At 42.3% G+C, this 24,441-nt stretch carries 25 protein-coding genes and 1 other annotated feature; of the genes, 4 read left to right on the forward strand and 21 right to left on the reverse strand.

The genetic code is table 11. From position 1 onward, the window contains the following. Positions 1-170 precede the first annotated feature (170 nt). The gene (locus TY49_RS25595; protein ID WP_439646174.1) at positions 171-725 is read right to left on the reverse strand and encodes a DUF4190 domain-containing protein; all 555 of its coding nucleotides are present in this window, start codon (positions 723-725) and stop codon (positions 171-173) included. Between the two features lie 158 nt (positions 726-883). Between TY49_RS25595 and TY49_RS15775 the strand changes: the two genes are divergently transcribed. Continuing rightward, positions 884-1,453 carry a 5' nucleotidase, NT5C type gene (locus TY49_RS15775; RefSeq protein ID WP_041966869.1) on the forward strand — a complete coding sequence of 190 codons (570 nt, stop codon included), beginning with the start codon at positions 884-886 and terminating at the stop codon, positions 1,451-1,453. A gap of 54 nt (positions 1,454-1,507) precedes the next feature. Here the strand turns inward: TY49_RS15775 and zur are convergent, their stop codons facing one another. The 3 genes from zur to TY49_RS15790 are packed head-to-tail and all read right to left on the reverse strand — an operon-like array spanning position 1,508 to position 3,560. Beyond that, positions 1,508-1,921: a zinc uptake transcriptional repressor Zur gene (zur, locus tag TY49_RS15780; RefSeq protein ID WP_041966870.1), complete on the reverse strand. Its 414-nt coding sequence runs from the start codon at positions 1,919-1,921 to the stop codon at positions 1,508-1,510. Positions 1,922-1,933: 12 nt separating this feature from the next. After that, the gene (locus TY49_RS15785; protein ID WP_041966871.1) at positions 1,934-2,776 is read right to left on the reverse strand and encodes a metal ABC transporter permease; all 843 of its coding nucleotides are present in this window, start codon (positions 2,774-2,776) and stop codon (positions 1,934-1,936) included. Then, entirely contained in the window at positions 2,769-3,560 is a 792-nt protein-coding gene (locus TY49_RS15790) for a metal ABC transporter ATP-binding protein (RefSeq protein WP_041966872.1), read from the reverse strand. The genes TY49_RS15785 and TY49_RS15790 overlap by 8 nt, the downstream gene beginning before the upstream one ends. Positions 3,561-3,712: 152 nt before the next feature. On the opposite strand from TY49_RS15790, the gene TY49_RS15795 reads away from it, so the two are divergent. Continuing rightward, positions 3,713-3,967, forward strand: coding sequence for a DUF2624 domain-containing protein (locus TY49_RS15795; RefSeq protein WP_041966873.1), 255 nt, complete (start codon positions 3,713-3,715; stop codon positions 3,965-3,967). Between the two features lie 380 nt (positions 3,968-4,347). On the opposite strand, the gene TY49_RS15800 is transcribed toward TY49_RS15795, so the two are convergent. After that, positions 4,348-5,238, reverse strand: coding sequence for a deoxyribonuclease IV (locus TY49_RS15800; RefSeq protein ID WP_041966874.1), 891 nt, complete (start codon positions 5,236-5,238; stop codon positions 4,348-4,350). Between the two features lie 31 nt (positions 5,239-5,269). After that, positions 5,270-6,583 (reverse strand): DEAD/DEAH box helicase, encoded by a 1,314-nt coding sequence (locus tag TY49_RS15805; protein ID WP_041966875.1) that lies wholly within the window; start codon positions 6,581-6,583, stop codon positions 5,270-5,272. A 246-nt stretch (positions 6,584-6,829) separates the two neighbouring features. Here TY49_RS15805 and vrrA point away from each other — a divergent pair, with 246 nt between their 5' ends. Both vrrA and TY49_RS15815 read left to right on the forward strand, forming a co-directional pair. Beyond that, positions 6,830-7,462 carry a VrrA/YqfQ family protein gene (gene vrrA / locus TY49_RS15810; RefSeq protein WP_052442210.1) on the forward strand — a complete coding sequence of 211 codons (633 nt, stop codon included), beginning with the start codon at positions 6,830-6,832 and terminating at the stop codon, positions 7,460-7,462. Positions 7,463-7,762: 300 nt separating this feature from the next. After that, on the forward strand, positions 7,763-8,716 hold the full coding sequence (locus TY49_RS15815; protein ID WP_041966876.1) for a 4-hydroxy-3-methylbut-2-enyl diphosphate reductase: 954 nt from the start codon (positions 7,763-7,765) through the stop codon (positions 8,714-8,716). Positions 8,717-8,790: 74 nt separating this feature from the next. Here the strand turns inward: TY49_RS15815 and TY49_RS15820 are convergent, their stop codons facing one another. The 15 genes from TY49_RS15820 to era form a co-directional block, all read right to left on the reverse strand. After that, the gene (locus tag TY49_RS15820) at positions 8,791-9,906 is read right to left on the reverse strand and encodes a Nif3-like dinuclear metal center hexameric protein (protein WP_041966877.1); all 1,116 of its coding nucleotides are present in this window, start codon (positions 9,904-9,906) and stop codon (positions 8,791-8,793) included. After that, complete coding sequence (locus tag TY49_RS15825; protein WP_041966878.1) at positions 9,903-10,613, reverse strand: tRNA (adenine(22)-N(1))-methyltransferase; 711 nt, start codon at positions 10,611-10,613, stop codon at positions 9,903-9,905. Before TY49_RS15825 ends, TY49_RS15820 begins: the two co-directional genes overlap by 4 nt. Positions 10,614-10,902: 289 nt before the next feature. Then, positions 10,903-11,268, reverse strand: coding sequence for a cytochrome c550 (cccA, locus tag TY49_RS15830; protein ID WP_041966879.1), 366 nt, complete (start codon positions 11,266-11,268; stop codon positions 10,903-10,905). A gap of 183 nt (positions 11,269-11,451) precedes the next feature. After that, a complete protein-coding gene (locus tag TY49_RS15835) occupies positions 11,452-12,591 on the reverse strand; it encodes an acyl-CoA dehydrogenase family protein (protein ID WP_041966880.1) in 1,140 nt (379 codons plus the stop codon). A 98-nt stretch (positions 12,592-12,689) separates the two neighbouring features. Continuing rightward, positions 12,690-13,214: a hypothetical protein gene (locus TY49_RS15840; protein WP_041966881.1), complete on the reverse strand. Its 525-nt coding sequence runs from the start codon at positions 13,212-13,214 to the stop codon at positions 12,690-12,692. 110 nt (positions 13,215-13,324) lie between these two features. Next, positions 13,325-14,455 (reverse strand): RNA polymerase sigma factor RpoD, encoded by a 1,131-nt coding sequence (rpoD, locus tag TY49_RS15845; RefSeq protein ID WP_041966882.1) that lies wholly within the window; start codon positions 14,453-14,455, stop codon positions 13,325-13,327. Positions 14,456-14,498: 43 nt separating this feature from the next. Beyond that, the gene (gene dnaG / locus TY49_RS15850; RefSeq protein ID WP_041966883.1) at positions 14,499-16,304 is read right to left on the reverse strand and encodes a DNA primase; all 1,806 of its coding nucleotides are present in this window, start codon (positions 16,302-16,304) and stop codon (positions 14,499-14,501) included. 15 nt (positions 16,305-16,319) lie between these two features. Then, entirely contained in the window at positions 16,320-16,805 is a 486-nt protein-coding gene (locus TY49_RS15855; protein WP_500778258.1) for a YaiI/YqxD family protein, read from the reverse strand. Positions 16,806-17,064: 259 nt separating this feature from the next. Then, complete coding sequence (locus tag TY49_RS15860; protein WP_041966885.1) at positions 17,065-17,883, reverse strand: pyruvate, water dikinase regulatory protein; 819 nt, start codon at positions 17,881-17,883, stop codon at positions 17,065-17,067. 30 nt (positions 17,884-17,913) lie between these two features. Continuing rightward, a complete protein-coding gene (ccpN, locus tag TY49_RS15865) occupies positions 17,914-18,543 on the reverse strand; it encodes a transcriptional regulator CcpN (RefSeq protein WP_102263626.1) in 630 nt (209 codons plus the stop codon). 321 nt (positions 18,544-18,864) lie between these two features. Then, entirely contained in the window at positions 18,865-20,940 is a 2,076-nt protein-coding gene (gene glyS / locus TY49_RS15870) for a glycine--tRNA ligase subunit beta (RefSeq protein ID WP_041966887.1), read from the reverse strand. Beyond that, positions 20,933-21,823, reverse strand: coding sequence for a glycine--tRNA ligase subunit alpha (gene glyQ / locus TY49_RS15875; RefSeq protein WP_041966888.1), 891 nt, complete (start codon positions 21,821-21,823; stop codon positions 20,933-20,935). Before glyQ ends, glyS begins: the two co-directional genes overlap by 8 nt. Before the next feature lie 153 nt (positions 21,824-21,976). Continuing rightward, positions 21,977-22,148 (reverse strand) — a binding site (T-box leader). A 108-nt stretch (positions 22,149-22,256) separates the two neighbouring features. Beyond that, on the reverse strand, positions 22,257-23,009 hold the full coding sequence (gene recO / locus TY49_RS15880) for a DNA repair protein RecO (RefSeq protein ID WP_041966889.1): 753 nt from the start codon (positions 23,007-23,009) through the stop codon (positions 22,257-22,259). Between the two features lie 31 nt (positions 23,010-23,040). After that, on the reverse strand, positions 23,041-23,184 hold the full coding sequence (locus TY49_RS24330; protein WP_084135511.1) for a YqzL family protein: 144 nt from the start codon (positions 23,182-23,184) through the stop codon (positions 23,041-23,043). A 170-nt stretch (positions 23,185-23,354) separates the two neighbouring features. Next, positions 23,355-24,284, reverse strand: a complete 930-nt coding sequence (gene era, locus TY49_RS15885; protein WP_041966890.1) for a GTPase Era — start codon at positions 24,282-24,284, stop codon at positions 23,355-23,357. Positions 24,285-24,441: the final 157 nt, after the last annotated feature.

The raw sequence follows: 24,441 nt of genomic DNA on the forward strand, positions 1-24,441 counted from the left end.
GAGTTTCTAGGAGGCGACACTAGACAAGCGTCTCGAGGGGCTAGGAGCTGGATTAAGAATTGTTTATGTGATAATCCACAACTAATCATTTTATCATCTCTTTAATGACGATCAAAATGCCCGGGAAACGGTTCCCGGGCATTTTTTATTGGCATTCATTTTTAGTACCGTTAGAAGAACGGCAATATAAAGATGCCGACTAGAATTGAGATTGTCCCTATCCCAATTGCCCAGCTTCCGATAGCGGATCCTCTTCTGCGAGCCATGAAGCCAAGGACAATTCCGGCAGCTCCGAAAAGAACAGGTAAAATAAACAGCGACAAGATCGATAGGGCAAGAGCTGAGAAAGCAAGCCCTCGTCCACCAGTTGTACTTTCTTCTTCTGACCTTCTTGTAATTGCAGGTGGTGCAGGAGCAGCAATCTCCGCCGCAGTTTCTTCCTGGTACTGTTCCTTACGTCCAGGTCGGCCGATTGCAGTCATCTCCTGGTAGTGCTCATCACGCCCAGGGCCAGCGATTGCAGTCATTTCCTGATAGTGTTCCTCACGTTCAGGTCCGGCTATTGCAGTCATTTCCTGGTAGTGCTCATCACGTGCAGGAGAGTACAGTTCAGTTGCTGTTTCTTCCTGGTAAATTTCATCACGCGCATCCCTGATTGTGATGACATCCTGCTTAGGTTCAGTGATATATTCGGTACCTCTCTGTTTTCGCTCTTGGTCTGCCACTTTAATCCCTCGCTTTCTTAAGTGGAGCATTTATTATTGTTTACGAGTAGTGAGGATTTCATCATGGCAATGTTTGACTAACTTGAGAAAGTAAATCTTTTGCGGGCCTTCCATATTTGGTAAGATTAAAGAAAGATCAATGTTTAAGGAGCAGATTGATGAGAAAACGTTTTGGAATAGACATCGATGGTACAGTCACTTGTCCGACTACATTTGTACCCTATTTAAATGAAGGATTCGACTTAGACATTACTCTTGATGATATTAAGCAATATGATTTTATGCCTCTAGTATCTGTATCTGAAAGAGAATTCGCTGCCTGGTTCAAAAAAATGGAACCAGTAATTTACTCCAACTCACCTTTAGCAGAAGGAGCTAAGGAAATTTTAAAGAACTGGGAGAAACAGCACGAATTATATTTCATCAGCGCAAGGGGAACACATTTACTAGATCTGACTAAAGAATGGTTTTCTGTCAATGAACTTAAATATCATGACATCCATCTGATTGGCTCACATGATAAAATCGATGCTGCTCGTAAATACGAAGTGGATATATTTTTCGAGGATAAACACGATAATGCAGTCAACCTGCATGAAGAGCTAAGGATTCCGGTCATCCTTTTCAATACTCCTTACAATCAGGAACCGATTCCTGAAGGAGTTATCCGCGTGAATAACTGGCAGGAAGCAAATCAATGGGTAGAAAACTGGTTTAAAAATAGTTAAAAACGGCCACTTGCATGGCCGTTTTTTTTTAGCGCTATTTTTTATATCTTTGATTTAATGAACACAGTCAGGACAGCGACCGTATATTTCGAATTTATGCCCGGAAATATCATAGCCTTTGAAGCTTGCTTCAATATTCCTCATTGGACAAGTCTCAATTTCCTTCGTTTTGCCACAGTCAAGGCAAATGAAGTGATGATGGTGCTCCTTATGCGAGCAGGTGAATCGGAAATGCTTTTCACCTGATAACTCTGTCATTTCGAGAATACCTAGATCGGCAAAAACACTTAAGTTCCGATAGATGGTATCGAAGCTCAAGCCAGGATAATTCCCCTTCATCTGTTCAAGTACATCGCGAGCAGTCAAGTACTTGTCATTATCGGAAAACAGCTGGAGCATATCTTCGCGTTTTCCGGTATGTTTATATCCTTGTTCCTTCAACAAGTTCATTGCTTCATTCACATTCATGATATCACCCCGTTAGATGGATCTTGTTGCTGCGCGTTTTTTTAGCCAAATGGCCAGCACAAGGATGAGCACTGCAATCATCACAATCGTTCCGCCTGGAGCAAGGTCCAGGTAGTAGGACAGGAACAAACCGCCCAATACTGATACCTCACCGAACAGAATTGAAAAGAAGATGGTTTGCTTGAAACCTTTTGCGAACCGGATGCTTGCTGCAACTGGCAGGGTCATCAAAGATGAGACCAGCAGGATACCAACAATTCTCATCGATGCTGCAATCACTAATGCCACCATAATGATGAAAATGAAGTGAAGTGTCTTTGCGGCAATACCAGTTGCTCTTGCATATTCTTCATCAAATGATAAAAGGAAAAGTTCTTTATACAACAATACAACAAGTGCTATAACCAGTATGCTAATAATCAGGATTGTCCATAGGTCAGCCCTGCTCACCGCACTCACGCTGCCAAATAAATAACTGAACAAATCTGTATTGAATCCATCAGCGAGCGAAATGAAAATTACCCCGAGGCCGATTCCGCCAGAGAGGATAATCGGAATCGCCAATTCCTGGTAATGTTTATAAACAGTACGCAGCTTTTCGATGAACAATGAGCCGCCAACTGAGAAAGCCATTCCCATGTAAAGTGGATTCAGGCCGCTGAAAATCATAAACTTTTTCTCAAGGAGCAGGCTAGCGGCAATTCCCGCCAATGTAACATGGCTGAGGGCATCAGCTATAAGCGAAAGTCTTCTGACTACGATAAAAACTCCTAGAAGCGGAGCGATTACGCCAATGATCATACCGGTCAAAAAAGCATTCTGCAAAAATTCATATTGCAACAGTCCGCTAATCATGAAGGTGCCCTCCTCCGTGATGGTGATGATCGTGTGTCAATACATGGACATCATGACCATAAATCTCCGACACATCATTTATCTTCAGTTGTTCGAATTCCTCGGCACTTCCATGGAAATGCATGTTTTTATTCAAACAAGCAACATTTGTGACCTTTTCTGAAATCGTACCAATATCATGAGTGACCAAAAGCAATGTGATGCCCTTCTCCTTATTTAGTGTTTCGAGCATCCCATAAAAGGAATTGACGTTTTGAACGTCTACACCTACCGTTGGTTCATCCAAAATCAGCAATTCAGGCTCACTGACTAGAGCCCTCGCGATGAATACCCTCTGCTGCTGTCCGCCGGATAGTTCCCCTATATTCCGGTCGAGGAACTTCCCCATCCCGACGGACTCGATCGCTTGCTTTATTTTTACATGGTCAGTCTTCCTCAAAAAATTGAAGAGTCCGAGCTTCTTCGTCAGTCCACTTGCCACTACTTCAAAAACGGTAGCAGGGAAGCCTGTATTGAAAGAGTTGGCCTTTTGGGATACAAAGCCAATTTTATGCTGTTCCTTAAATTTGTTAATATCTTGTCCAAACAGGCGGATCAAGCCTTGTTGCGGCTTGATCAGCCCAAGCATAAGCTTAAGCAATGTTGACTTGCCGGAACCGTTTGGGCCGACAATCGCTAAAAAGCTACCCTTCTTGATAGACAGATTTATATTCTCAAGAACATTTTCTTTATCATATCGATAATAAAGATCCTGCACCTGGACGATGTAATCATTCGTGTCCATTATTATCACCCGCAAAAATAAGAATCATTCCGATTTACTTTTAGTAGTATATCTCTTACTGACGATAATGTAAATAAAAGAACTCGTAATCCAAGAAAATTGTCACGAATCCAGTACTGGGCACATACCCTACTATGAAGGAGTGATGATCTTTGGCTATTTTTGAAAACATCATTAACCATAAAATAGGCAACATCTCGGCAGATGAACTGCTGAAATACGCCTCTCAATTTAACATTTCCATTACAAAGGGGCAGGCAGAGAAAATCGCCGGATACTTACGCGGTAAAAAAGTGAACATTTTTATTGATTCAGAGAGAACGGCACTGGTCAAGCAAATCGCCAGAATCACCAGCCCTGAAACAGCAAAAGAAGTTAATAAGTTATTTGTTAAATTCACTAAATAAAAGGTGTGTCCGTCATGATTTATGACGGACACTTTTTCCTTTTTCCCGGCTATTTCTGTCCGTCAACACACCCATGACGGACACTTTCTCCTTTTTCTCTGCCATTTTTGTCCGTCATGAATCTTATGAGGGACACTTTCTCTTCGTTTCCGGCCGTTTCTGTCCGTCATCACACCTATGACGGACACTTTTTTCTTTTTCCCAAGCCATTTCTGTCCGTCATGACTCTTATGACGGACACTTTTTCCTCTTTCCCGGCTTATTTCTGTCCGTCATGCCTGTAACTATCATTCCACCTAGGGGTCACTCATAACCGGTCACCTATTTTTACCGCAAAAAAAGCTGTGGAATGTTCCACAGCTTCTGCTTTGTGATTTAATTTAGCTATTCCTAATGATATCAAGTAAGTTCTCTTCGAATTGTTTGCTTTTCAGCATTTCGATTTCATGTTTGTAAGGCGCCTTTTTATTGTTCTTGTCTTCACCGACAAATGGAGTTTCGAGAATTTTTGGAACATGTGTCAATTGCGGGTGGTGGACAATGTAGCTTAATGCGTCAAAGCCGATATGTCCGAATCCTATATTTTCATGACGGTCTTTCCTCATCCCGACCTCATTTTTGCTGTCATTGATGTGAAGTACCTTCAGTCTATCAAGACCGATGATCTTATCGAATTCATTCAGCACACCATCAAAATCTTCAACGATTGGGTATCCTGCATCATGAGTATGGCAAGTATCGAAGCAGATGGAAAGCTTGTCGTTATGGGTTACTCCATCTATGATCATTGCGAGTTCTTCGAAAGATTTTCCGCATTCCGACCCTTTTCCAGCCATCGTTTCAAGAGCGATTTGGACCTTATCTTCGCTGCTTAGAACCTCGTTCAGGCCCTCAATGATTTTTTCAATCCCTTTTTCTGTCCCTGCTCCTACATGTGCACCCGGATGCAGCACGATTTGTCTGGAACCAATTGCTTCAGTCCTATCAATTTCACTCCGTAAAAACCTTACTCCTAAATCAAAGGTATCAGGATTTTGCGAGTTCCCGATATTGATGATATAAGGAGCATGGACGATGATTTCATTGATACCGTTCTGCTCCATATGCAGGCGTCCTGCTTCGATATTCAGGTCCTCGATTTTTTTCCTTCTTGTATTCTGAGGTGCCCCTGTATAGATCATAAAAGTATTTGCACCATATGAGACAGCTTCCTCACTAGCAGAAAGCAGCATATTTTTTCCGCTCATGGAAACATGTGATCCAATTAACATCTTGATCTCTCCCTAAACATTTACAATTTGATTATTTTCTCTTGTTCAAACGATTTTCACGCTTTTTTATTTTGTCCATTTCCCACTGCATCTTTTTCTTGTATCCTGGTTTTACCTTCTTAGGTTTGGAAACGAGCGACTTTGCCTTTGCCTCGCCAGTAGTTTCTTTTTTCTTTCTGTTCTGGCGTCTGTTCCGCTCTTCGATTTCGGTGAATTCACCTTTTTTCAGATCAATGTTTTTAAAAGTGATGCCCATTTTTTCAAGACGGATCAGTGCATCTTCATCGCGCTGCTCATAAACCGTCAAGGCAATACCTGAAGAACCAGCACGTGCCGTCCTTCCTACCCTGTGAATATAAAAATCAAGATCGGTAGGCAGCTCATAGTTGATGACATGGCTGATTCCCTGAATATCAATTCCTCTTGCAGCCAGGTCAGTAGCTACAAGATACTGGAATTCAAGATCTTTGATTTGCTTCATGACACGTTTACGTTCACGTGGGCTCAGGTCTCCATGGATACGGCCAACCTTCAGTCCTTTTTGGATTAAACCATCGGCTATTTCGTCAACTTTCTTCTTCGTGTTAGCAAATACAATTCCCAAATATGGGTTGTATGCAACAAGAGCCGAATGAACAAGCCCGATTTTATCGCGGTGCCTTGCCGGTAAAAGGATATGTTCTATTTTTTCTGCCGTAGCCTGTTTAGGGTCGATTTGTACATATTTTGGGTTTTCCATGTACTTTTTCAAGAATGGTTTTAATTTTTCAGGAATTGTCGCTGAAAATACAAGCATTTGAAGCTTTTCTGGCATACGGGAAGCAAACTGGTCAATGTCCTCGATGAATCCCATATCCAGCATTAAGTCTGCCTCATCGATCACGAGCATGTTCGCTGTATGCACAAATAGCGCGTTCTCCTTGACCAGATCATTAATCCTCCCTGGAGTGCCGATAACGATTTGCGGCTGTGTCTTCAGCTTTTCAATCGTTCTTTGCTTGTCAGTCCCGCCAATATAGCAACGAGCTGTGATTTGCTTTCCGTGCGGAGCGTGTTCAGCAATTTTAAGAACTTCATGGTAAATCTGATTGGCAAGCTCACGTGTCGGTGCAGCGATTACTGCCTGCACCTCATTGCGTGATGAATCAAGCTTATCCATAATTGGCAGTACATAAGCATGCGTCTTACCTGTACCGGTCTGGGATTGACCTATGGCACTCTCACCCTTCAGGATTGTAGGAATAAGACGTTCCTGGATTTCAGTCGGCTCATGAAAACCTAGTTTATTGATAGCATCTATAATGAACGGTTTCAATTCATAACGATTAAATTTTGTTTCACTCATTGAAAATCTCCTTCTTTCGCCCTGTTTCCCTGGATAATCGGGGATTACAGCTCGTTCCGTAAGCTGATCTCTTCAGGTTCATCCTGTAATTATAATAAAGATTGCAGAAAATCTCCAATCAGTACTATCTTAACCTTTCCTTATAAAAAAACAAACCTGTTTCGCAAACATACTTTTTTCTTAAACCAATCCTGATGATATGCATACTCTAGTAAGAGATGAAATATTGGGAAAGGAGGGGTCACGATGCTACAAGGACCCCGTATGAACTCACGCGGGATGCGGAACCGGTTTTATGGTCCTGGCATGATGGGAGGTCCCGGCATGGGACATCGCCAAATGTATTCCAACCCATTCGGTCCTGGACCCAGAATGCCACATGGCCAAATGCCAAGGATGATGGGTAGAAATCCGCAATCAAGACAGGGTGGAGGATTGCTATCAAAAATCCTTGGAAAAGGAAGCAGGGGACAGGGAAATGGTATCTCAGGTTTATTAGCAGGAGGAAGTGCGCCAGCGCGTGGAGCCTCAGGCGGAGGAATCCTGAAAACGCTCGCTGATCCATCTGCGTTAAATGGATTTCTCTCCAACACGCAAAAAGTTCTTAACACCGCACAGCAATTCGGACCGATGATCCAGCAATACGGTCCTCTCGTCCGCAATCTCCCTTCAATGTGGAAACTGTACAGAGGATTGAAGGACCTTCCGGATGCTGATGAACCCACAGCAGAAGAAGAAAAGAACAATACGAACGAAACAATCGAGAAAAAGAAGAAACCAAATAAAAACAGAAAATCTGGTTCCATTTCCCCAACACAAAAAAAGCCGGTCAAAAAGCAACGCAATAACGCAGCTACTTCTCCAAAATTGTTCATATAAATAGGCTCTTTTCTCAAACTTTGTTGCTATTGACTACAGAATAGGATTGAATTACCTGAGATTCTCCACAAAATTCACGCTTATTATGAGAAAAGAGCTTGCAAACTGAGTACCGACTTACAAAATGGCTTTTATCACGTTAAAATCGGCTTTAGGATTTTAACAACAATTTTTACGTAAACAGACCTATAAATACGATAACAGTTAATTCATTCCTTTTGGAAAGTCGCTTTTGTATTCTTTCTACAAGTCTTATATAATAAAAGAAAGAATCAGAGGTACTCTTAGGAGGATGACTCAATGAATGTAATTAAAATATCGCCACGCGGTTATTGCTATGGTGTTGTCGATGCCATGGTCATTGCACGAAATGCTGCATTGGATAAAAGCCTGCCGCGTCCAATATATATACTTGGGATGATTGTCCACAATAAGCATGTCACTGATGCATTTGAAGAAGAAGGCATCATTACTTTGGATGGAAACAACCGCAAGGAAATTCTTGAAAAAGTTGAAGGTGGAACAGTTATTTTCACAGCACACGGCATTTCACCAGAAGTCAGGGAGCTTGCCAAGCAAAAAGGGCTTGTCTCGATTGACGCGACATGCCCTGACGTAACAAACACCCATAACCTAATCAGGGAAAAAGAAAAGGAAGGTTTTGAGGTTATTTACATCGGTAAAAAAGGGCATCCCGAACCTGAAGGAGCAGTAGGTGTCGCACCAGGGATTGTTCATCTAGTTGAAACGGCAGCGGATGTAGAGGCATTGAATCTGCAAGCTGAAAAATTAATCGTAACCAACCAGACAACGATGAGCCAGTGGGACGTTGCTGATATCATGAAGAACGTAAAAGAAAAGTACCCTCACGCGGAAGTTCATAGAGAAATCTGCATGGCTACACAAGTCCGCCAGGAGGCTGTCGCCGAGCAGGCTAAGGAATCAGATGTGCTAATTGTGGTTGGCGACCCTAAAAGCAATAACTCAAATCGTCTAGCACAGGTATCAGAAGAAATAGCCGGAACAAAAGCATATCGAATTGCCGATATTAGTGAACTTGATATCGAGTGGATAAAAGATGCTGACACAGTCGCAGTCACATCTGGAGCATCGACTCCGACACCAATCACAAAAGAGGTCATTACCTTCCTCGAACAGTTTGACAAGGAAAATGAAGAAACATGGGTGAAAGAGAAAAAAGTACCTCTTCATAAAATCCTGCCAAAGGTTAAGAAGACCGAGGCAAACGTATAATATGAAAGCAGCCTGAAATTCAATTCAGGCTGCTTTCTTGTTTTCTTCGAATAAACTTATATCACACTCGGTTTCTAAATAAAGGTGAACGGATCTGTCCCTATTTCAGATGGAATGAACTTTACATCGTACCCTTTCTCTTTACATAGTCCTTCCATCACCGTGGCGACTCCTTTTTTCATGATCTTCTCGACATTATGTCCTGGATCAACCATATTCAATCCTGCCATGAGCGCGTCGTGTGCTGTGTGATAGTAAATATCCCCGGTAACGTAAACATCTGCGCCGCGGAATTTCGCCTGCGAGTAATACTTATTTCCATCACCGCCAAGGACAGCTACCTTTTTCACCTTAGCGTTTAAGTCTCCGACAACACGGATTTTATCCACTCCCAAAGCTTCCTTAACTACTCTGGCATATTCAGACAAGGTGGTCTCTTCGACTTGCCCGATTCTTCCAAGTCCAAGTTGTTCTCCGGTATTTTCAAGCCGATATATATCATAGGCGACTTCCTCATAAGGATGGGCCTTGATCATAGCCTGGATGACCTTTTTTTCGATACTCTGCGGGAAAACAGTTTCTACACGCACTTCAGTGACTGCTTCAAGCTTTCCTTGTTCGCCGATATGAGGATCCGTATTTTCCCCCGGCAGGAAACGTCCCTCTCCCGCGCCTGAGAATGTACAGTGGCTGTAATTGCCGATTGCACCGGCTCCAGCATTACCTAACGCATTTCGCAGACCCTCAGCATCTTCCTCAGGTACGAAAACGACAAGCTTTTTCAACTCGTCCTCATAAGTTGGCACCAGCACTTGAGGGTTCTTTAAACCGAGTGCAGCAGCCAGCAGGTCATTTACGCCTCCTTTTGCCACATCGAGGTTCGTGTGCGCTGCATAAACGGCAATATCATGCTTGATCAGCCTGGCAATCATTCGTCCGGCAGGAGTGTCAGTTGCGATCTTTTTCAATGGTCGGAATATCGGCGGATGATGCGCAATGATTAATTGAACATTATTGGCAATTGCCTCCTCCACCACTTCTTCTGTTACATCAAGAGCAACCAGGACGTTTTCGACCGATTGGTTCAACGCACCTATTTGCAGGCCAACCTTATCGTCTTCCATCGCAAATGCCTTAGGCGAAAATTGTTCAAAAAGCTGAATCACTTCATGTCCATTCACTTTTTTCACCGTAACGCCTCCTCTGCCATCTTTAGTTTCGTTTTCAGTTCCTGTCTCTTGCTTTCTGTATCCTCATTCTGCACAGCCTCATCGAGCTGCTTTAAGATACGCTCCCAATTTCGCTTTTCAGCATTCCACTTTTCTTTGAACACCTCAGGCTTTTCCTTCAGCAAAAATGGGCCAAACAATATTCCATTTTCAAAATTGATATGCTGATACGGCTTCATTGGTTCACCCTTCTCAGCGACAAGGATTTCGTAAATTTTCCGATCTTCTTCAAGGATCTCTTCTTTGATCAGTTCCCAGCCATTGCCAATCAACCACTTGCGCACCGCAAAGCTTCCAACATTAGGCTGAAGGACAAGCCTGCTGACTCCTTCTAGTTTCGATTTCCCTTGTTCAAGAATCGTTGAAATCAATGTGCCGCCCATACCAGCGATGGTAACGCAATCAACCTCTCCAGGTTGAATTACTTCAAGTCCATCACCTTTTCTGACTGATATTTTATCTATGAGACTTTCCTCCCGAACCTGCTCAAGTGCAGATTGGAATGGTCCTTCAGCGACCTCGCCTGCAATCGCCATTGAAACAGTACCCTTCTTTACAACATTACAAGGAAGGTAGGCATGGTCGGAACCGATATCGGCCAGCCTTGTACCTTCAGGAATATTATTTGCAACGGCTTCAAGCCGGTGTGATAGTTTTTCAGCATTCATACAAGTCACCTACTAAATCTTATTTTGCTTTTATAAGTATATGAAAACAGCGGGCCTCTTGTCCAATTATGGAACAAAAAGCGCAAGCGCCTCGTTCAGCCCCGACAAGCGCTGGAGGGCCGACCGGTGAAGTCGTTCTTTGACTTCATTGGGCGGACCGAAGCGACTCGAGGGGCTAGGCGCTGGAGCTAGATTAAGAAGACTACATGTAGTTAACCACAACAAAATAAATTTTATAATTTCCTAAAAGATAAAAAAGCTCTTTGCAAAAGCAAAGAGCCTTTCAATATTACTTCAATTCATTAACGATCCATTCTGCCATTTGATCTTCCTTGCCAGCAGCCAGACCAGGAGGCATAGCTCCTTTACCATTAACCAAAATGTCTTTGATCTCATCCTGTGAGTACTTGCTGCCTACGCCTTTCAATGAAGGACCTGAAACGCCTTCATACTGGTTTCCGTGGCACATTGCGCAGGATTGCTGGTAAAAATCCTCAGGGTTTGCTTCAGCAGTTTCTTCCGTCTTCTCACCGCCGCCTTCTTTTTCCTTTGCAAGATCCTTGGAATCCCCAACACCCTTGAAAGAAAGCAGGAACATCAAGCCGATCCCCATTACCATGATCAATACGAACGGGATAATTGGATTACGATTCATCATATACCCTCCTTTATGTACAACATCTACTTAAATAATGATTTCACACAGATATTATTTTACTTGAAAAACGTTTACAGGGAAAGTAAAAAAGCAAACTTTGTCACACTTGTTCACAATTTAGACAAAAAACTTCATCGTATGATGAAGTTTTTGCGGACAAAGCATATTTAGGATACCCTTTTAGCAGCCAATTAATCTTGCAATAACCATTCTTTGGACTTCTGATGTGCCTTCACCAATTTCCAGAAGCTTTGCATCCCTCATGTAACGTTCCACTTCATATTCCCTCATATAGCCATATCCGCCATGTATCTGGACTGACTGATCAGCTACTTCCATCGCAATTTCAGAAGCATAGAGCTTGCACATTGATGCTTCCTTTGAGAATGGACGTCCCTGATCCTTCAGCCAGGCGGCCTTATAGACCATATTGCGGGCAAGTTCAATCTTCATTGCCATGTCAGCAAGCTTGAACTGGATAGCCTGAAACTGTGATATTGGTCTGCCGAACTGCTGTCTTTCTTTGGCATACTGTAAGGCTTTTTCATAAGCGGCCTGAGCCACTCCTACAGCCATTGCGCCTATGCCGATCCTGCCGCCGTCCAATGTCACAAGGAATTGCTTGAAGCCCTCCCCTTTCTTGCCAAGCAGGTTTTCAACCGGAACATGTACATCCTCCATCACCAGCTGAGTAGTATTCGATGCATTTAATCCCATCTTTTCATAATTATCAATGACAGAAAATCCTGGTGCATCGGTTGGCACTATAATCGCACTGATTTCCTTTTTCCCGTCGACATTACCTGTGATCGCCGTCATTGCGAGATGTTTGGCATAGCTTGCATTCGTGATAAAGTTTTTGCTGCCATTGATGATGTATTCTCCATCCACTTCTTTGGCAGTCGTCTGGGTACCTCCTGCATCCGAGCCTGCATTCGGTTCGGTCAGTCCGAAAGCTCCCAGTGATTCTCCTGAGCAGATTGGTGCGAGGTATTTTTGCTTCTGCTCCTCTGTGCCGAATAGATTGATAGGCGCTCCTCCAAGAGATATGTGGGCAGAATATGTAATCCCTGTTGAGGCGCAAGCCTTGCTCAATTCCTCGGTGACAATCGCAAAACTAACCGTATCAGCTCCAGCTCCGCCATATTCCTCGGGGAACGGCAAGCCCAGCATTCCTAGTTCTCCCAGTTTTTTGAAGATTTCTGTCGGGAATTGTTTTGTTTTATCTCTTTCAATCGCTCCTGGAGCAACTTCTTCCTCCGCAAACTCTCTAATTGTCCTTTTAATCATTGCTTGTTCTGATGTTAAATCAAAATTCATTTCCATCCCCCTTAAAACATTGAATACGTTTACATTCTTCATTATAAAGGGGAATAAACAATTTTCTCAACATTTAAAACCTTTTAAATTGTTAAAAATTATATAAATATAGTAATTAACAGGACGAGAAACCCTATGATACCTGATATTTTGAAGCTCACCAACTTCCACCTAGTCCCTACTGTAACCCACAATAAACAGTTTAGGCCCGCTACGATATAAAGCATGCCGGGATGGTCTGGAAATATTATTTCAGCTGCCTGAACAGATGTGATTAATAAAAGAAGTGCAGAAGCGAGTAATGGGATCAAATCAAAAAAAGATTTTTTTAACATGTAAAAGGCTACTAAAAGGCTAATTACTCCAAAAAAAATAATAAGGGCAGTTTGCAAAAAGAGCGACAATTCAGTAAAATAAAATAAAAAAACTGAAAGCGATAACAATCCAATTAGAATTAAACCTAATATTCCCTTAGTGCGGCTATTTCTTCGAGTCGAGTCATCTTCAGAGCTACCCTCTGTATACAGGTTCAAGAGGAAATCACAATAGTGCTCAGGCAACAGCCTGTTTTGTTTCCAGTACTTAATCTCATTGGTGATGATTTTCTTGCGATGGTCATCCATAGGTAGGCACATCCTGTCTTATTGGTTATCCGTGTTAATAGTCGGCGGAAAGAAAGTAAAAAAGGAATAATTTACTTTTATTTTAAAAAGTAAATTATTCCTTGGCAATCCTATTCTAAAAAGTCTTTCAATCTTTTGCTGCGACTTGGGTGTCTCAGCTTACGAAGTGCCTTTGCTTCAATTTGGCGAATACGTTCGCGCGTAACGCCAAATACTTTGCCCACTTCTTCCAATGTGCGAGTGCGGCCATCATCAAGACCGAAACGGAGTCGAAGGACGTTCTCTTCACGGTCAGTAAGCGTATCAAGGACATCTTCAAGTTGTTCCTTCAAAAGCTCATATGCAGCATGTTCAGAAGGAGAGGTAGCATCCTGGTCCTCAATGAAATCACCAAGGTGGGAGTCATCTTCTTCCCCTATCGGAGTTTCGAGGGATACCGGTTCCTGGGCAATCTTAAGGATTTCGCGCACTTTCTCAGGTGACAGGTCCATGTCTTCACCAATCTCTTCAGGCGTTGGTTCGCGGCCTAAGTCCTGAAGGAGTTGTCTTTGTACACGGATCAATTTATTGATGGTTTCCACCATATGGACAGGGATCCTGATAGTTCTTGCCTGGTCAGCGATAGCACGAGTGATAGCCTGACGAATCCACCAGGTAGCATAGGTACTGAATTTAAAACCTTTGCGGTAATCGAACTTTTCAACAGCTTTGATCAAACCCATATTCCCTTCCTGAATCAGGTCAAGGAATAACATACCACGGCCTACATAGCGTTTCGCAATACTTACTACGAGCCGTAGGTTTGCTTCGGCAAGACGTCTTTTGGCTTCTTCATCGCCTTGTTCGATTCTTTCTGCCAGGTTGATCTCTTCTTCTGCTGAGAGCAAGTCAACTCGGCCAATTTCCTTTAAGTACATCCTTACAGGGTCGTTGATCTTGACTCCCGGCGGGACACTTAAGTCATTCAAGTCGAATTCTTCATCGTCTTTTGCAAGCTGTTTGATGTCAGGGTCTTCTACTTCATCGCTTTCACCTACGAGCTCAATCCCTTGTTCACCGAGGAACTCATAGTATTCATCCATCTGATCGGAATCAAGTTCAAAGCTTGATAGCCTTTCCGCGATATCATCATAGGCAAGGACACCTGTTTTCTTGCCAATTGCCGTTAACTGGTCTTTCACTTGTTCAACTGTCACTTCATTTTCAGTGACTTCTTTAGAACGGGCTGACTTTTCAGCCATATGTCCCCCTCCTTCCAAAAATCAAAAACAATCAGCATAAGCTTTATAAGGTCTTGCGCAATTGGATAATTTCCGTTGCGATAGCCGCAGCGCGCAAGAAGTCGTTTTGTCGTTCTGCCTGTTTTTGTTCTGCCATTTTTTCCTTTATTTTTAACATTTTTTGATAATTCAAGACCTGCTTGATATAATCAGATAATTCCTGGTCACTGATCTCCTCGTTAAGAGGCATCATCTCTATATCAGCAACAACCCTTTTTAGCTTATTATCCAGGAGATAATTTAAGAACGCGCTTGGGTCAGGATCATGTCCTTTTTCATAGTATGCAAATAAATAAGTAATAATAGCCTGATGTTCATCAATGTTCAGTGTACTTCCTGCAAGCATTTCCTGTACCTTATATGCGACATCGGCGTCTCTCATCATATGAAAGATCATTCGCCTTTCCGCAGTGTGGTATGCAGGCTTCAGTTCTGATTTCCTAGCGTAGCTTACAGGTTTTGATTCCGCTCGAGGTTGATTTTGCCTCTTTGGGCCCGACGCATGAACCAGCTGATTGAGCTGTTGGGCTAATGCATCTAGTGATAGCGAAAACTCATTCGCAAGCTGCCTCAAGTAAAGGTCTTTTTCTACTGCTTTATCGAGCGTGCTGATTTCTTTAAGTACTTCTTCGATATATTGAAGGCGATCTCCTTCATTCTGAAGGTTTTTCCCTCGACGATAATATATTAATTTAAAAGCCATCAAGGTGGCGCTGGAGCCAATAATATCGTTCCTGAATTTCTCCTCGCCATGCACCTTTATGAAATCATCAGGATCCATGCCATCTGGCATTGTTGCAACCCTGATAGCGAATCCCGCTTTTGACAGCATGTTAGATGCCCTGAAAGCCGCTTCAATACCGGCTCTGTCCGAGTCGTAGCAAATCGTTACAGCTTGCACATTTCTTTTCAGCAAGGAGATATGTTCTTCAGTCAACGATGTCCCCATCGTGGCGACACCGTTTTCTACGCCTGCCCGGTTAGCCGAAATAACATCGGCGAATCCTTCGAAAAGTACAGCTTGCTGCTGCTTACGGATCACGCCACGAGCAAGGTGAAAATTATATAGAATTTTACTTTTGTTGAAGATTTGCGTTTCGGGACTATTTAGATATTTGGGTTCTTCGCCCCCTAGCGCCCGCCCTGAAAACGCAATTGTATTTCCCTGATGGTCGAGGATTGGAAACATAATCCTGTTCCTGAACCTGTCAAAGTATGTCCCATCGTTTTCCCGCTGGATGACCAGTCCTGCTTTCGAAATGAGGTCCAACGAGAACCCCCGTTTTTCAAGCAGTTTAACTGCAAAGTCCCATGAAGGCAGTGAATAGCCTATTTGGAATGTGTCAATAGAGTCCTGTGTAAATCCCCTGTTAAGAAGATATTCCAGTGCCTCTTGACCCTCTTTTGTGTTTACAAGCAAATGATGATAAAATTTACGCAATAGTTCATGCGCTTCGATCATTTGCTTCGAGCCTTCAGGCAGTTGTGGGTTTTTACCCGAAGCCGTTCCTTCCAGCTTCAGTTCGATGTTTGACCTATCAGCAAGCTTCACTGCAGCTTCTTGAAACGACAGGCCATCAATATCCATCAGGAATGAAAATACATTCCCGCCGGCACCACAACCAAAGCAGTGATAAATCTGCTTTTCAGGTGAAACTGAAAATGATGGAGAGTTTTCCCCATGAAATGGACAAAGCCCAAAATAATTTCGGCCTTGTTTTTTCAATTGGACGTAATCACCAATGACATCGACTATTTCAACCGCCTGCCGGATTTCATTTACTTTTTCCTCGGCAATCCTCTCTGCCATAAGCATGACCTCTAATTAGTTGTGATTACTTGAACATATCTTAAAATTCGACAAAAGCATGTTCAATTCCTTTATAAACTTTTCCCTGTCTTTTTCTGTAAAGGGTTTTGGTCCCTTTCCATAGGATCCCTGCCTTCTAGCCCTGGCAGAAAGATACCTTAAGTCAAGGGCAGTCTGAATGTCCTTTTCTTCAAATAAATTTCCCCTTGGAGAGATGGCATAAACCCCTTTCGCAATGAGGGTAGATGCAAGACCGATGTCCTGCGTCACCGCAAAATCACCTTTCTTAACGTGATTCATTAAATAAAGGTCTACAGCCTCCTTATGAGAATCGACAAAAACCCAGTTCTGCCCTTGAAGGTCGTTCTTCATATGGGCATAAGAAGCCACAAAAACAGCTTCGATGGAAAACTTCGAAGCAATTTCGACAATTTCCTTAATGACCGGGCAAGAGTCTGCATCAACAAAAAGGGTCTGACTGTTGATTTTACTAGTATTAATTCTACATCACTCCGCATATTCCTTCTTAAGGATTGTATTTTTTTAAGGGAATTTTGTCGAATTTTTTCGCGGTCAACATCTTGACAACTGATAGTAAATAGTTTATTCGTAATCTGTCCAGTCTAAACCTAAACAGATACATTTTTATCACAATTTTTTATTATAGTATAAGAAAGCCTATTTTTCCATTATTATTTCTCGACTAATGCATTAATTTGCAAAAGAACTGTCAAAAAGAAAAGCACATACAAAATATGTGCTAATCGTCCATTTTCTTATTTCGGACCATATTCAGAATGACATTTGCGGTTTCTTCCACCGCTTTATTGGTTACATCGATGACTGGACATCCTATTTTTTCAACAATTCCATCAAAATATTCTATCTCTTCCTTGATTCTTTCGATATTGGCATATATCGCCTGATCGTTCAATCCAAGTGAGATTAACCTCTCACGGCGTATTTGGTTCAATTTATCCGGAGTTATCCTGAGGCCGAAGCATTTTTCCTTGGGAACAAGGAATAATTCTTCTGGTGGGTCGACTTCAGGCACTAGAGGTACATTCGCAACCTTATATCGCTTGTGGGCGAGGTATTGTGATAATGGTGTCTTGGATGTTCTCGAGACACCCACAAGGACGATATCCGCTTTCAGTATGCCTCTTGGATCGCGGCCATCATCATATTTTACTGCGAATTCGATTGCTTCAACTTTTTTGAAGTAATCTTCGTCCAGTTTACGGACAAGGCCAGGTTCGTATAGTGGTGTTTCACCACTGAGTTGTTGAACCTGCTGCATGAGCGGCCCGATGATGTCACATGCATAGATCCCCTCTTTGGAAGCACATTCTTGAAGATAGTTGCTTATATCTGGCTTGACCAATGTGTAGGCGATCATCCCGCCATCATGCTTAGCAAGTGAAATGACTTCATCAATATGTACTTTATCCTCTACGTAAGGAAACCTTTTAAGTGAAACATCCAAGTGTTCGAATTGGCTGATGGCAGCCTTCGTAACGAGCTCTGCTGTCTCGCCGACAGAGTCAGAAACCACATAAATAATAGGTGTTTTATTCATCTTTTAACCAACCCCTTCTCTATTTGCTTCTTATTCCTCTGCCAAGGCTACAAAAGCCTTTGTAATGTTTGTCTTGGTCAATCTTCCTACTAACTCGTACCCATCATCTGCATCTTTGATGATTGGAAGGGCATCAATCTGCTTTTCAATTAATTCCTTGGCAGCATCAATGAGCAGGTCATCCCGACGGCACACGGTTATATTTGGCATCCTTGTCATGATGATATTAACTGGCAAAGTAGTCAGCTCCTGCTTTCCAATGCTTGCTCTCAATAAATCTTTGCGAGAAAGGACACCTACTAGCCTTGATGCTTTATCGACTACAAATAAAGTGCCTACATCTTCAAGGAACATCGTAACGATTGCATCGTAGACAGATACATTTTCAGGAACAACAACAGGAATGGATTGATAATCCCTGACGAGGATTTTTTTAAGATTCTCAGAAAGCAGCTGATTCCCAGATTTTCCTGTGTAGAAATAACCCACACGAGGTCTGGCATCCAAATACCCCGACATCGTCAGGATGGCAAGGTCAGGCCTGAGGGTAGCCCTTGTCAGATTTAATTTTTCAGCAATATGCTCTCCAGTGATCGGTCCGTTATCTTTTACGATTTGCAGAATATGCTCCTGGCGTTTATTCAGTTCGATTGTCCTCACCACCCATCGGGAGATTTTTTAAAAAAACTGTTCTCGCATTGGTATTAAGTATGAAGCTATTTATCTCTTTCACTATTTGGATCATGTTGCTCATGGTTGTACTGATCCATGGAAGCATTAATCCAGTAAGCAGCCTCTATGTAAAAAACCTAATAAAAATATTATATACTACACGAGGTAATAAAAAGGAATAAATATTCTATACTTATTACCATTTCATGAAGATTTATGAGCGTATGTTTTGCCCATGCATAAAGTACTTGCTTAAGTGCCTTCCTGTGGAGGAAGGCACTCAAATCAAACATTCTATGCTACTGGTGCTTACTTTACGACGATATCATTTACTTTCGCAAGCTTCATGATCAAAGCTGCCAGTGCAGCCATCTGATTTAGGCGGTTTTCACGGACATCCTGTTTATCAGACATGACCATTGTATGCTCAAAATAATCATTGATTTCAGGTTTAATGTCAACCAAAAGCTGATAATATGAAGCGGCATCCATGCCGTCCTCGGCCTTCTTTCCGAGTTCAAGATACTTTTCATACAACCTTTGCTCATACTCGTTTTCGAATCGTTCTGGATCGATATCGCCCTGCACGTCTTTCTTGCTAGCGATATTAAGAACCCGGCTCAATGCTTCCATGCTTTCTTTAAAGCCCTCATCACTACTGGCAGCCTGGAGCGCTTCTGCTTTTTCAATCAGTCCGGATACAACACTGATCTCTCCTCCAAGTACGGCATCAATTAAATCGTAACGGATTCCACGTTCCTGTAACAAGTGCTTGATTCTCAATTTAAAGAATTGGATAAGGTCATGGTAAACTTCTTCGTCAGTGCGCTTTGTAATTCCTGCTTCTGATATAAGGTTAAGTGAAAGGCCGACTAGATTTTCAAGTGAGATGTTCCATTTCTTTTCAATCAGGGTCTGCACGATTCCAGTCGCCTGTCTTCTCAATGCATATGGATCCTGAGAACCGCTAGGAATGATGCCGAGCGAGAAGAACGCAACAATTGTATCGAGTTTATCGCCAATTGCAACCAACGCACCCGCTGGTGATCCTGGGATTGAATCGTCTGCATTACGAGGCATATAATGCTCATTGATAGCCACTGCCACTTCTGGGCTTTCACCTTTTTGCAAGGCGTATTTTTCTCCCATTATTCCTTGTAATTCCGGGAACTCGTATACCATCTGTGAAACAAGATCGAATTTGCTGATTTGGGCCGCCCGATCTGCAAATTTTATAACATCAGACGCGAATTCCAATCTTTCAGCAACCAAGCCCACAAGCTTGCGCACCCGTTCTGATTTTTCAACAATTGTTCCGATCTCTTCGTGGTATACAACATTCTTCAATTTTTCCAATGCTGCATCTATCTGCATTCTCTGGTCTTCCTTATAGAAAAATGCCGCATCCGCCAGTCGCGCTCTTAAAACTTTTTCGTTTCCGCGGGCAACCTTTTCAATATGGAGATGGTCACCGTTCCTTACTGTGATGAAATGAGGTAACAAGGCTCCGCTTCTGGATTTTACAGGAAAATACCTTTGGTGCTCCTTCATGGAAGTAATCAGGACTTCGCTGGGAATTTCCAGGAACTCTTCTTCGAAACGGCCATATAACGCAGTTGGATATTCAACCAGGTTATTGACTTCTTCCAGCAAATCTTCATCCACCGGAATTACCCAGCCGTTCTCTTCCTCGATTTTTTCAAGCTGAGAAGTAATTGCGTTCTTTCGCTTTTGCGCATCAGCCACTACATATTGCCCTAACAATGCTTCTTCATATCCCTGTGGATTAGATAATTGTATTTCACCTTCTCCAAGGAATCGATGTCCTCTGGTAACATTGCCAGTTTGTACACCAGCAATCTCGAATGGAATGATATCATTTCCGAACATCGCAACAAGCCATTTGATTGGCCGGACATAGCGAAGATCAAGGTCCGCCCAGCGCATGTTTTTCGGGAATGTCAACCCAGAAAGGATTGCTTTCAATTCAACGAGCAGCTCAAAGGTTTCCTTGCCTTTGAAGAATTTCTTTACGTGAGCATATTCAACACCGTTGATTTCTTTAAAATAAATATCCTCCACCGTCAGCCCCTGGCCGCGTGTAAAGCCGATCGCTGCTTTGGACCATTCTCCGTCCTCAGCAAGAGCGATTTTTTTGGCAGGACCTTTCGCTTCTTCCTCGCTGTCTTCCTGACGCTCATCAACATTCAGGACTAGCAACGCAAGCCTGCGCGGCGTGGAATAAAGCTTGATATCTTCGAAACCAATATTATTCGTTTTTAGCCAATTCTCCACCTTGGAAGCCAGCTGGTTAATGGAATCAGTAATAAATCTTGCAGGCATTTCTTCCAAACCGATTTCAAGCAATAAATTCCGTTTAGTCATTTTCCACCTGCTCCTTCCGTTTAATGATTGGGAAGCCCAATTTTTCTCTTTCTCCGTAAAACGTTTTCGCTACTTTCTTGGCAAGATTACGGATACGGGCAATATATCCTGTCCGTTCGGTTACGGAAATGGCTCCTCGTGCATCAAGAATGTTAAAAGTGTGAGAACACTTCAGGACAAAGTCATATGCAGGGTGGACAAGCCCTTCTTCCATCTGTCTATTTGCTTCTTTTTCATAAATATTGAAAAGGTTGAAAAGCATGTCTTTGTCAGACGTTTCGAAAGTATACTTTGAATGTTCATATTCTGGCTGCCCAAAAATGTCCCTTACGGTAAAACCGTTTGTCCATTCAAGATCAAAGACATTTTCTTTATCCTGAATATAAGACGCCAGTCTTTCAATTCCGTATGTAATTTCAACGGAAACTGGTTTGCAGTCGAGTCCGCCTACCTGTTGGAAATAGGTGAATTGCGTGATTTCCATGCCATCCAGCCATACTTCCCACCCTAGTCCTGCGCAGCCAAGGGATGGATTCTCCCAGTTGTCCTCTACGAAGCGAATGTCGTGCTCAAGTGGGTCAATTCCTAATGCTTTTAAAGAATCCAGATAGAGTTCCTGAATATTGTCAGGGGAAGGCTTCATGATTACCTGGAATTGATGGTGCTGATAAAGCCTGTTTGGATTTTCTCCGTAGCGACCGTCAGCTGGGCGGCGTGATGGCTCAACATAAGCGACATTCCACGGTTCAGGGCCAATCGCCCGTAAAAACGTATATGGACTCATTGTTCCTGCACCTTTTTCGGTGTCATAAGCCTGCATGAGAACGCATCCTTGTTCAGACCAGTGTTTTTGCAAAGTTAAAATCATGTTTTGGATATTCATCTTTACACCTCCGAAAATTTTAAATCGATTGTTACTTACTTCTTTTATTAAGTATTGGCTTTCTTGCGCACTGGCAAATTCATTTCGAAATCACCAAACAAAAAATCCTAATTTAAAATCAAAAAACTCCCGCCCCCTATGCATCTTTTCATGCATAGGGACGAGAGTTTACCCGCGGTTCCACCCTATTTGCTGCAAATAGCAGCCTCTTTAAAAGTGATGTCGCTCCGGAACGCCTTCCTTAATTTCTGCAATCCGGCTCACACCATTCCCGGACTCGCTTATACAGAGGGATTTAAGTACTCTTTTCCTTCAACGCAACATATGTAATTTCCATCAACCCTTTCAGCGATGCGAATGCTTTCCGCATATGGGTTGAAAGCTACAAGCTTTTGATTTTGATAATAGCGAAAAGAAGTAGCAATGTCAATAGTTACAGTTGGTCCCTGAATGAATCCATTTGATCAAGAAATTTTCTTGTTTTTAAATACAATCCTGAGTACTCATCATAATAAGCCGAAATCACCTTTTTCAGCTCAAGCTTTGTCTCTGGCTTCACTGAAATATTGCCAAGACGGCTTAGGTCGAGTAAATAAAATAATCGAAGCAGCCTGACCGTTCCTGGCGAGGTTTTAATCCTGTACGGATCCATTCTGAAGCATCGATGGCAGAGCAGCCCGCCCTCTCTGATCGAGAAGTTGAAATCACCCTCTGTACTCCCACAGTTTGCACACTTGTCCAAAACTGGATACAGCCCCTGGACATTCAGCATTTTCATTTCATAAATAAAAGTGAGAATCTCCATATCGTAGCCTTCATTCAAAAGTTTTAGCGTCTGGAGTAGCAATTCGAACAAAAATGGGTTGGACTTCTTGTCCTCTGTCACTTTATCAGTCAAATCAACAACATAGCTGGCATGGGCTGTAAGGAAGATATCCTCTCGAATCGACCTCATCGAAGAAATCATATCCCCCTGCTGAAGACCGCCGAGCCCAGAACTTGACTGGAAAAGGAACTGTCCATAAGTAAAAAGCTGGGTGACAGCAGCAAGCCTGCTATTAGGCTTTTTAGCACCTCTTGCCATCACACCAACTTTTCCGAATTCCCTGGTATATAAGGTAACAATTTTGTTGTTTTCGCCATAATTAGTCGTTCTAATGACAATGCCTTCGCATTTCTGCAGCATCTTCTGTCACCATCCATTACTACAGACAAACCTATGAGATTGGAAAATCAATTCCTGCTAGTTCTTCCTCCTGATAACCGGGTATTTCTTGATCGTCTTTCTCTAATTCCTTAAAGAGAAGATATGTGTCAATGTTACCTGTCTGAGAAAACACCTTCCAGGTAAAATCCAACATCGAAAACCCCACCTTTCAATTTTTCACTAGCAATTTATTTATCCCAAATCCTTATGAATATCATAGCCTGTCAATCAGATTTTCATGTTATATAAAAATTGTTAATCCTTTTAATGAATAATATTTGCAACCCATTAATATGTTAATGAGGGAGCATTTGCCAAACAGGCTTAATACTCATCTTCCCTGAAACCAAAATCACGAAGCTGTGTGGCTTTGTTTCTCCAATCCTTCTGAACCTTCACCCATAATTCCAGAAACACTTTTGTACCGAGCAGATTCTCGATATCATGACGTGCCCTCTTGCCAATTTCCTTCAACATACCGCCCTGCTTGCCGATGATGATGCCCTTTTGCGAATCCCTCTCGACAATGATTGTAGCCATGACATGCACCATTTCTTTTTCAGGCTGGCGTTCCATTTTTTCAATTACAACAGCAAGTGAATGTGGAATTTCTTCCCTCGTCAGATGCAGCGCTTTTTCTCTGATCAGTTCGGAAACAATAAAACGTTCTGGATGGTCCGTTACCTGGTCAGCGGGATAAAACTGTGGCCCTTCCGGCATTTTCTCCTTGATTTGCTCCAGGAGCTTTTCGATATTGTTTCCTTCAAGAGCAGATATCGGCACAATTTCAGCGAAATTGAACTTTCTATTGTAGGACTCAATTAGTTTTAGCAACTCATCTGGGTGGATCAGGTCGATTTTATTGATGACAAGGAAAACCGGTGTTTTTACATTTTGAAGTTTCTCAATGATAAATTCTTCCCCGCGTCCATATCCTTCCTGAGCATTGACCATAAACAAGACCAGATCGACTTCTTTTAAAGTATTCTGTGCAACCTTCATCATGAAATCGCCAAGACGGTGCTTTGGTTTATGGATCCCTGGAGTGTCAATGAAAATTAGCTGTGAATCATCAAGTGTTAGGACACCCTGAACCTTATTCCGGGTCGTTTGCGGCTTATCGCTCATAATCGCAATCTTTTGCCCGATTACCCTGTTAAGAAAGGTTGACTTTCCTACATTAGGCCTTCCAATGATTGAGATGAAGCCAGATTTGTGAGATTCGTTGTTATTACCTTGATTATTAATGTTCATACTGTATTTCCCTTCTCCACTTTATTTTAACTTATTTTCAGTGTTATTTCACCGTTTGTAGCAAAAATGAAATATAAAATTTTAAATTTTCTAAAAACATACAAGCACTGTTTATACACTGTGATGATATTTTACTTAAGTTTTCCCCTGTTTTCAA

Source organism: Mesobacillus selenatarsenatis SF-1, from assembly GCF_000813125.1.
Classification (GTDB): Bacteria; Bacillota; Bacilli; order Bacillales; family Cytobacillaceae; genus Mesobacillus; species Mesobacillus selenatarsenatis.

Bases quoted from the DNA above. Each gene is read 5' to 3' on its own strand.
- TY49_RS15825 (WP_041966878.1), bottom strand. From the start codon at position 10,613: ATGAATGCTGAAAAACTATCACACCGGCTTGAAGCCGTTGCAAATAAT.
- cccA (WP_041966879.1), bottom strand. From the start codon at position 11,268: ATGAATCGTAATCCAATTATCCCGTTCGTATTGATCATGGTAATGGGG.
- TY49_RS15835 (WP_041966880.1), bottom strand. From the start codon at position 12,591: ATGAATTTTGATTTAACATCAGAACAAGCAATGATTAAAAGGACAATT.
- TY49_RS15815 (WP_041966876.1), top strand. From the start codon at position 7,763: ATGAATGTAATTAAAATATCGCCACGCGGTTATTGCTATGGTGTTGTC.
- TY49_RS15775 (WP_041966869.1), top strand. From the start codon at position 884: ATGAGAAAACGTTTTGGAATAGACATCGATGGTACAGTCACTTGTCCG.
- TY49_RS15805 (WP_041966875.1), bottom strand. From the start codon at position 6,583: ATGAGTGAAACAAAATTTAATCGTTATGAATTGAAACCGTTCATTATA.
- TY49_RS15840 (WP_041966881.1), bottom strand. From the start codon at position 13,214: ATGGATGACCATCGCAAGAAAATCATCACCAATGAGATTAAGTACTGG.
- glyS (WP_041966887.1), bottom strand. From the start codon at position 20,940: ATGACTAAACGGAATTTATTGCTTGAAATCGGTTTGGAAGAAATGCCT.
- era (WP_041966890.1), bottom strand. From the start codon at position 24,284: ATGAACATTAATAATCAAGGTAATAACAACGAATCTCACAAATCTGGC.
- glyQ (WP_041966888.1), bottom strand. From the start codon at position 21,823: ATGAATATCCAAAACATGATTTTAACTTTGCAAAAACACTGGTCTGAA.
- rpoD (WP_041966882.1), bottom strand. From the start codon at position 14,455: ATGGCTGAAAAGTCAGCCCGTTCTAAAGAAGTCACTGAAAATGAAGTG.
- TY49_RS15800 (WP_041966874.1), bottom strand. From the start codon at position 5,238: ATGTTAATTGGATCACATGTTTCCATGAGCGGAAAAAATATGCTGCTT.
- TY49_RS15790 (WP_041966872.1), bottom strand. From the start codon at position 3,560: ATGGACACGAATGATTACATCGTCCAGGTGCAGGATCTTTATTATCGA.
- TY49_RS24330 (WP_084135511.1), bottom strand. From the start codon at position 23,184: ATGTTGGATTTTACCTGGAAGGTGTTTTCTCAGACAGGTAACATTGAC.
- vrrA (WP_052442210.1), top strand. From the start codon at position 6,830: ATGCTACAAGGACCCCGTATGAACTCACGCGGGATGCGGAACCGGTTT.
- recO (WP_041966889.1), bottom strand. From the start codon at position 23,009: ATGCTGCAGAAATGCGAAGGCATTGTCATTAGAACGACTAATTATGGC.
- zur (WP_041966870.1), bottom strand. From the start codon at position 1,921: ATGAATGTGAATGAAGCAATGAACTTGTTGAAGGAACAAGGATATAAA.
- dnaG (WP_041966883.1), bottom strand. From the start codon at position 16,304: ATGGCAGAGAGGATTGCCGAGGAAAAAGTAAATGAAATCCGGCAGGCG.
- TY49_RS15785 (WP_041966871.1), bottom strand. From the start codon at position 2,776: ATGATTAGCGGACTGTTGCAATATGAATTTTTGCAGAATGCTTTTTTG.
- TY49_RS15860 (WP_041966885.1), bottom strand. From the start codon at position 17,883: ATGAATAAAACACCTATTATTTATGTGGTTTCTGACTCTGTCGGCGAG.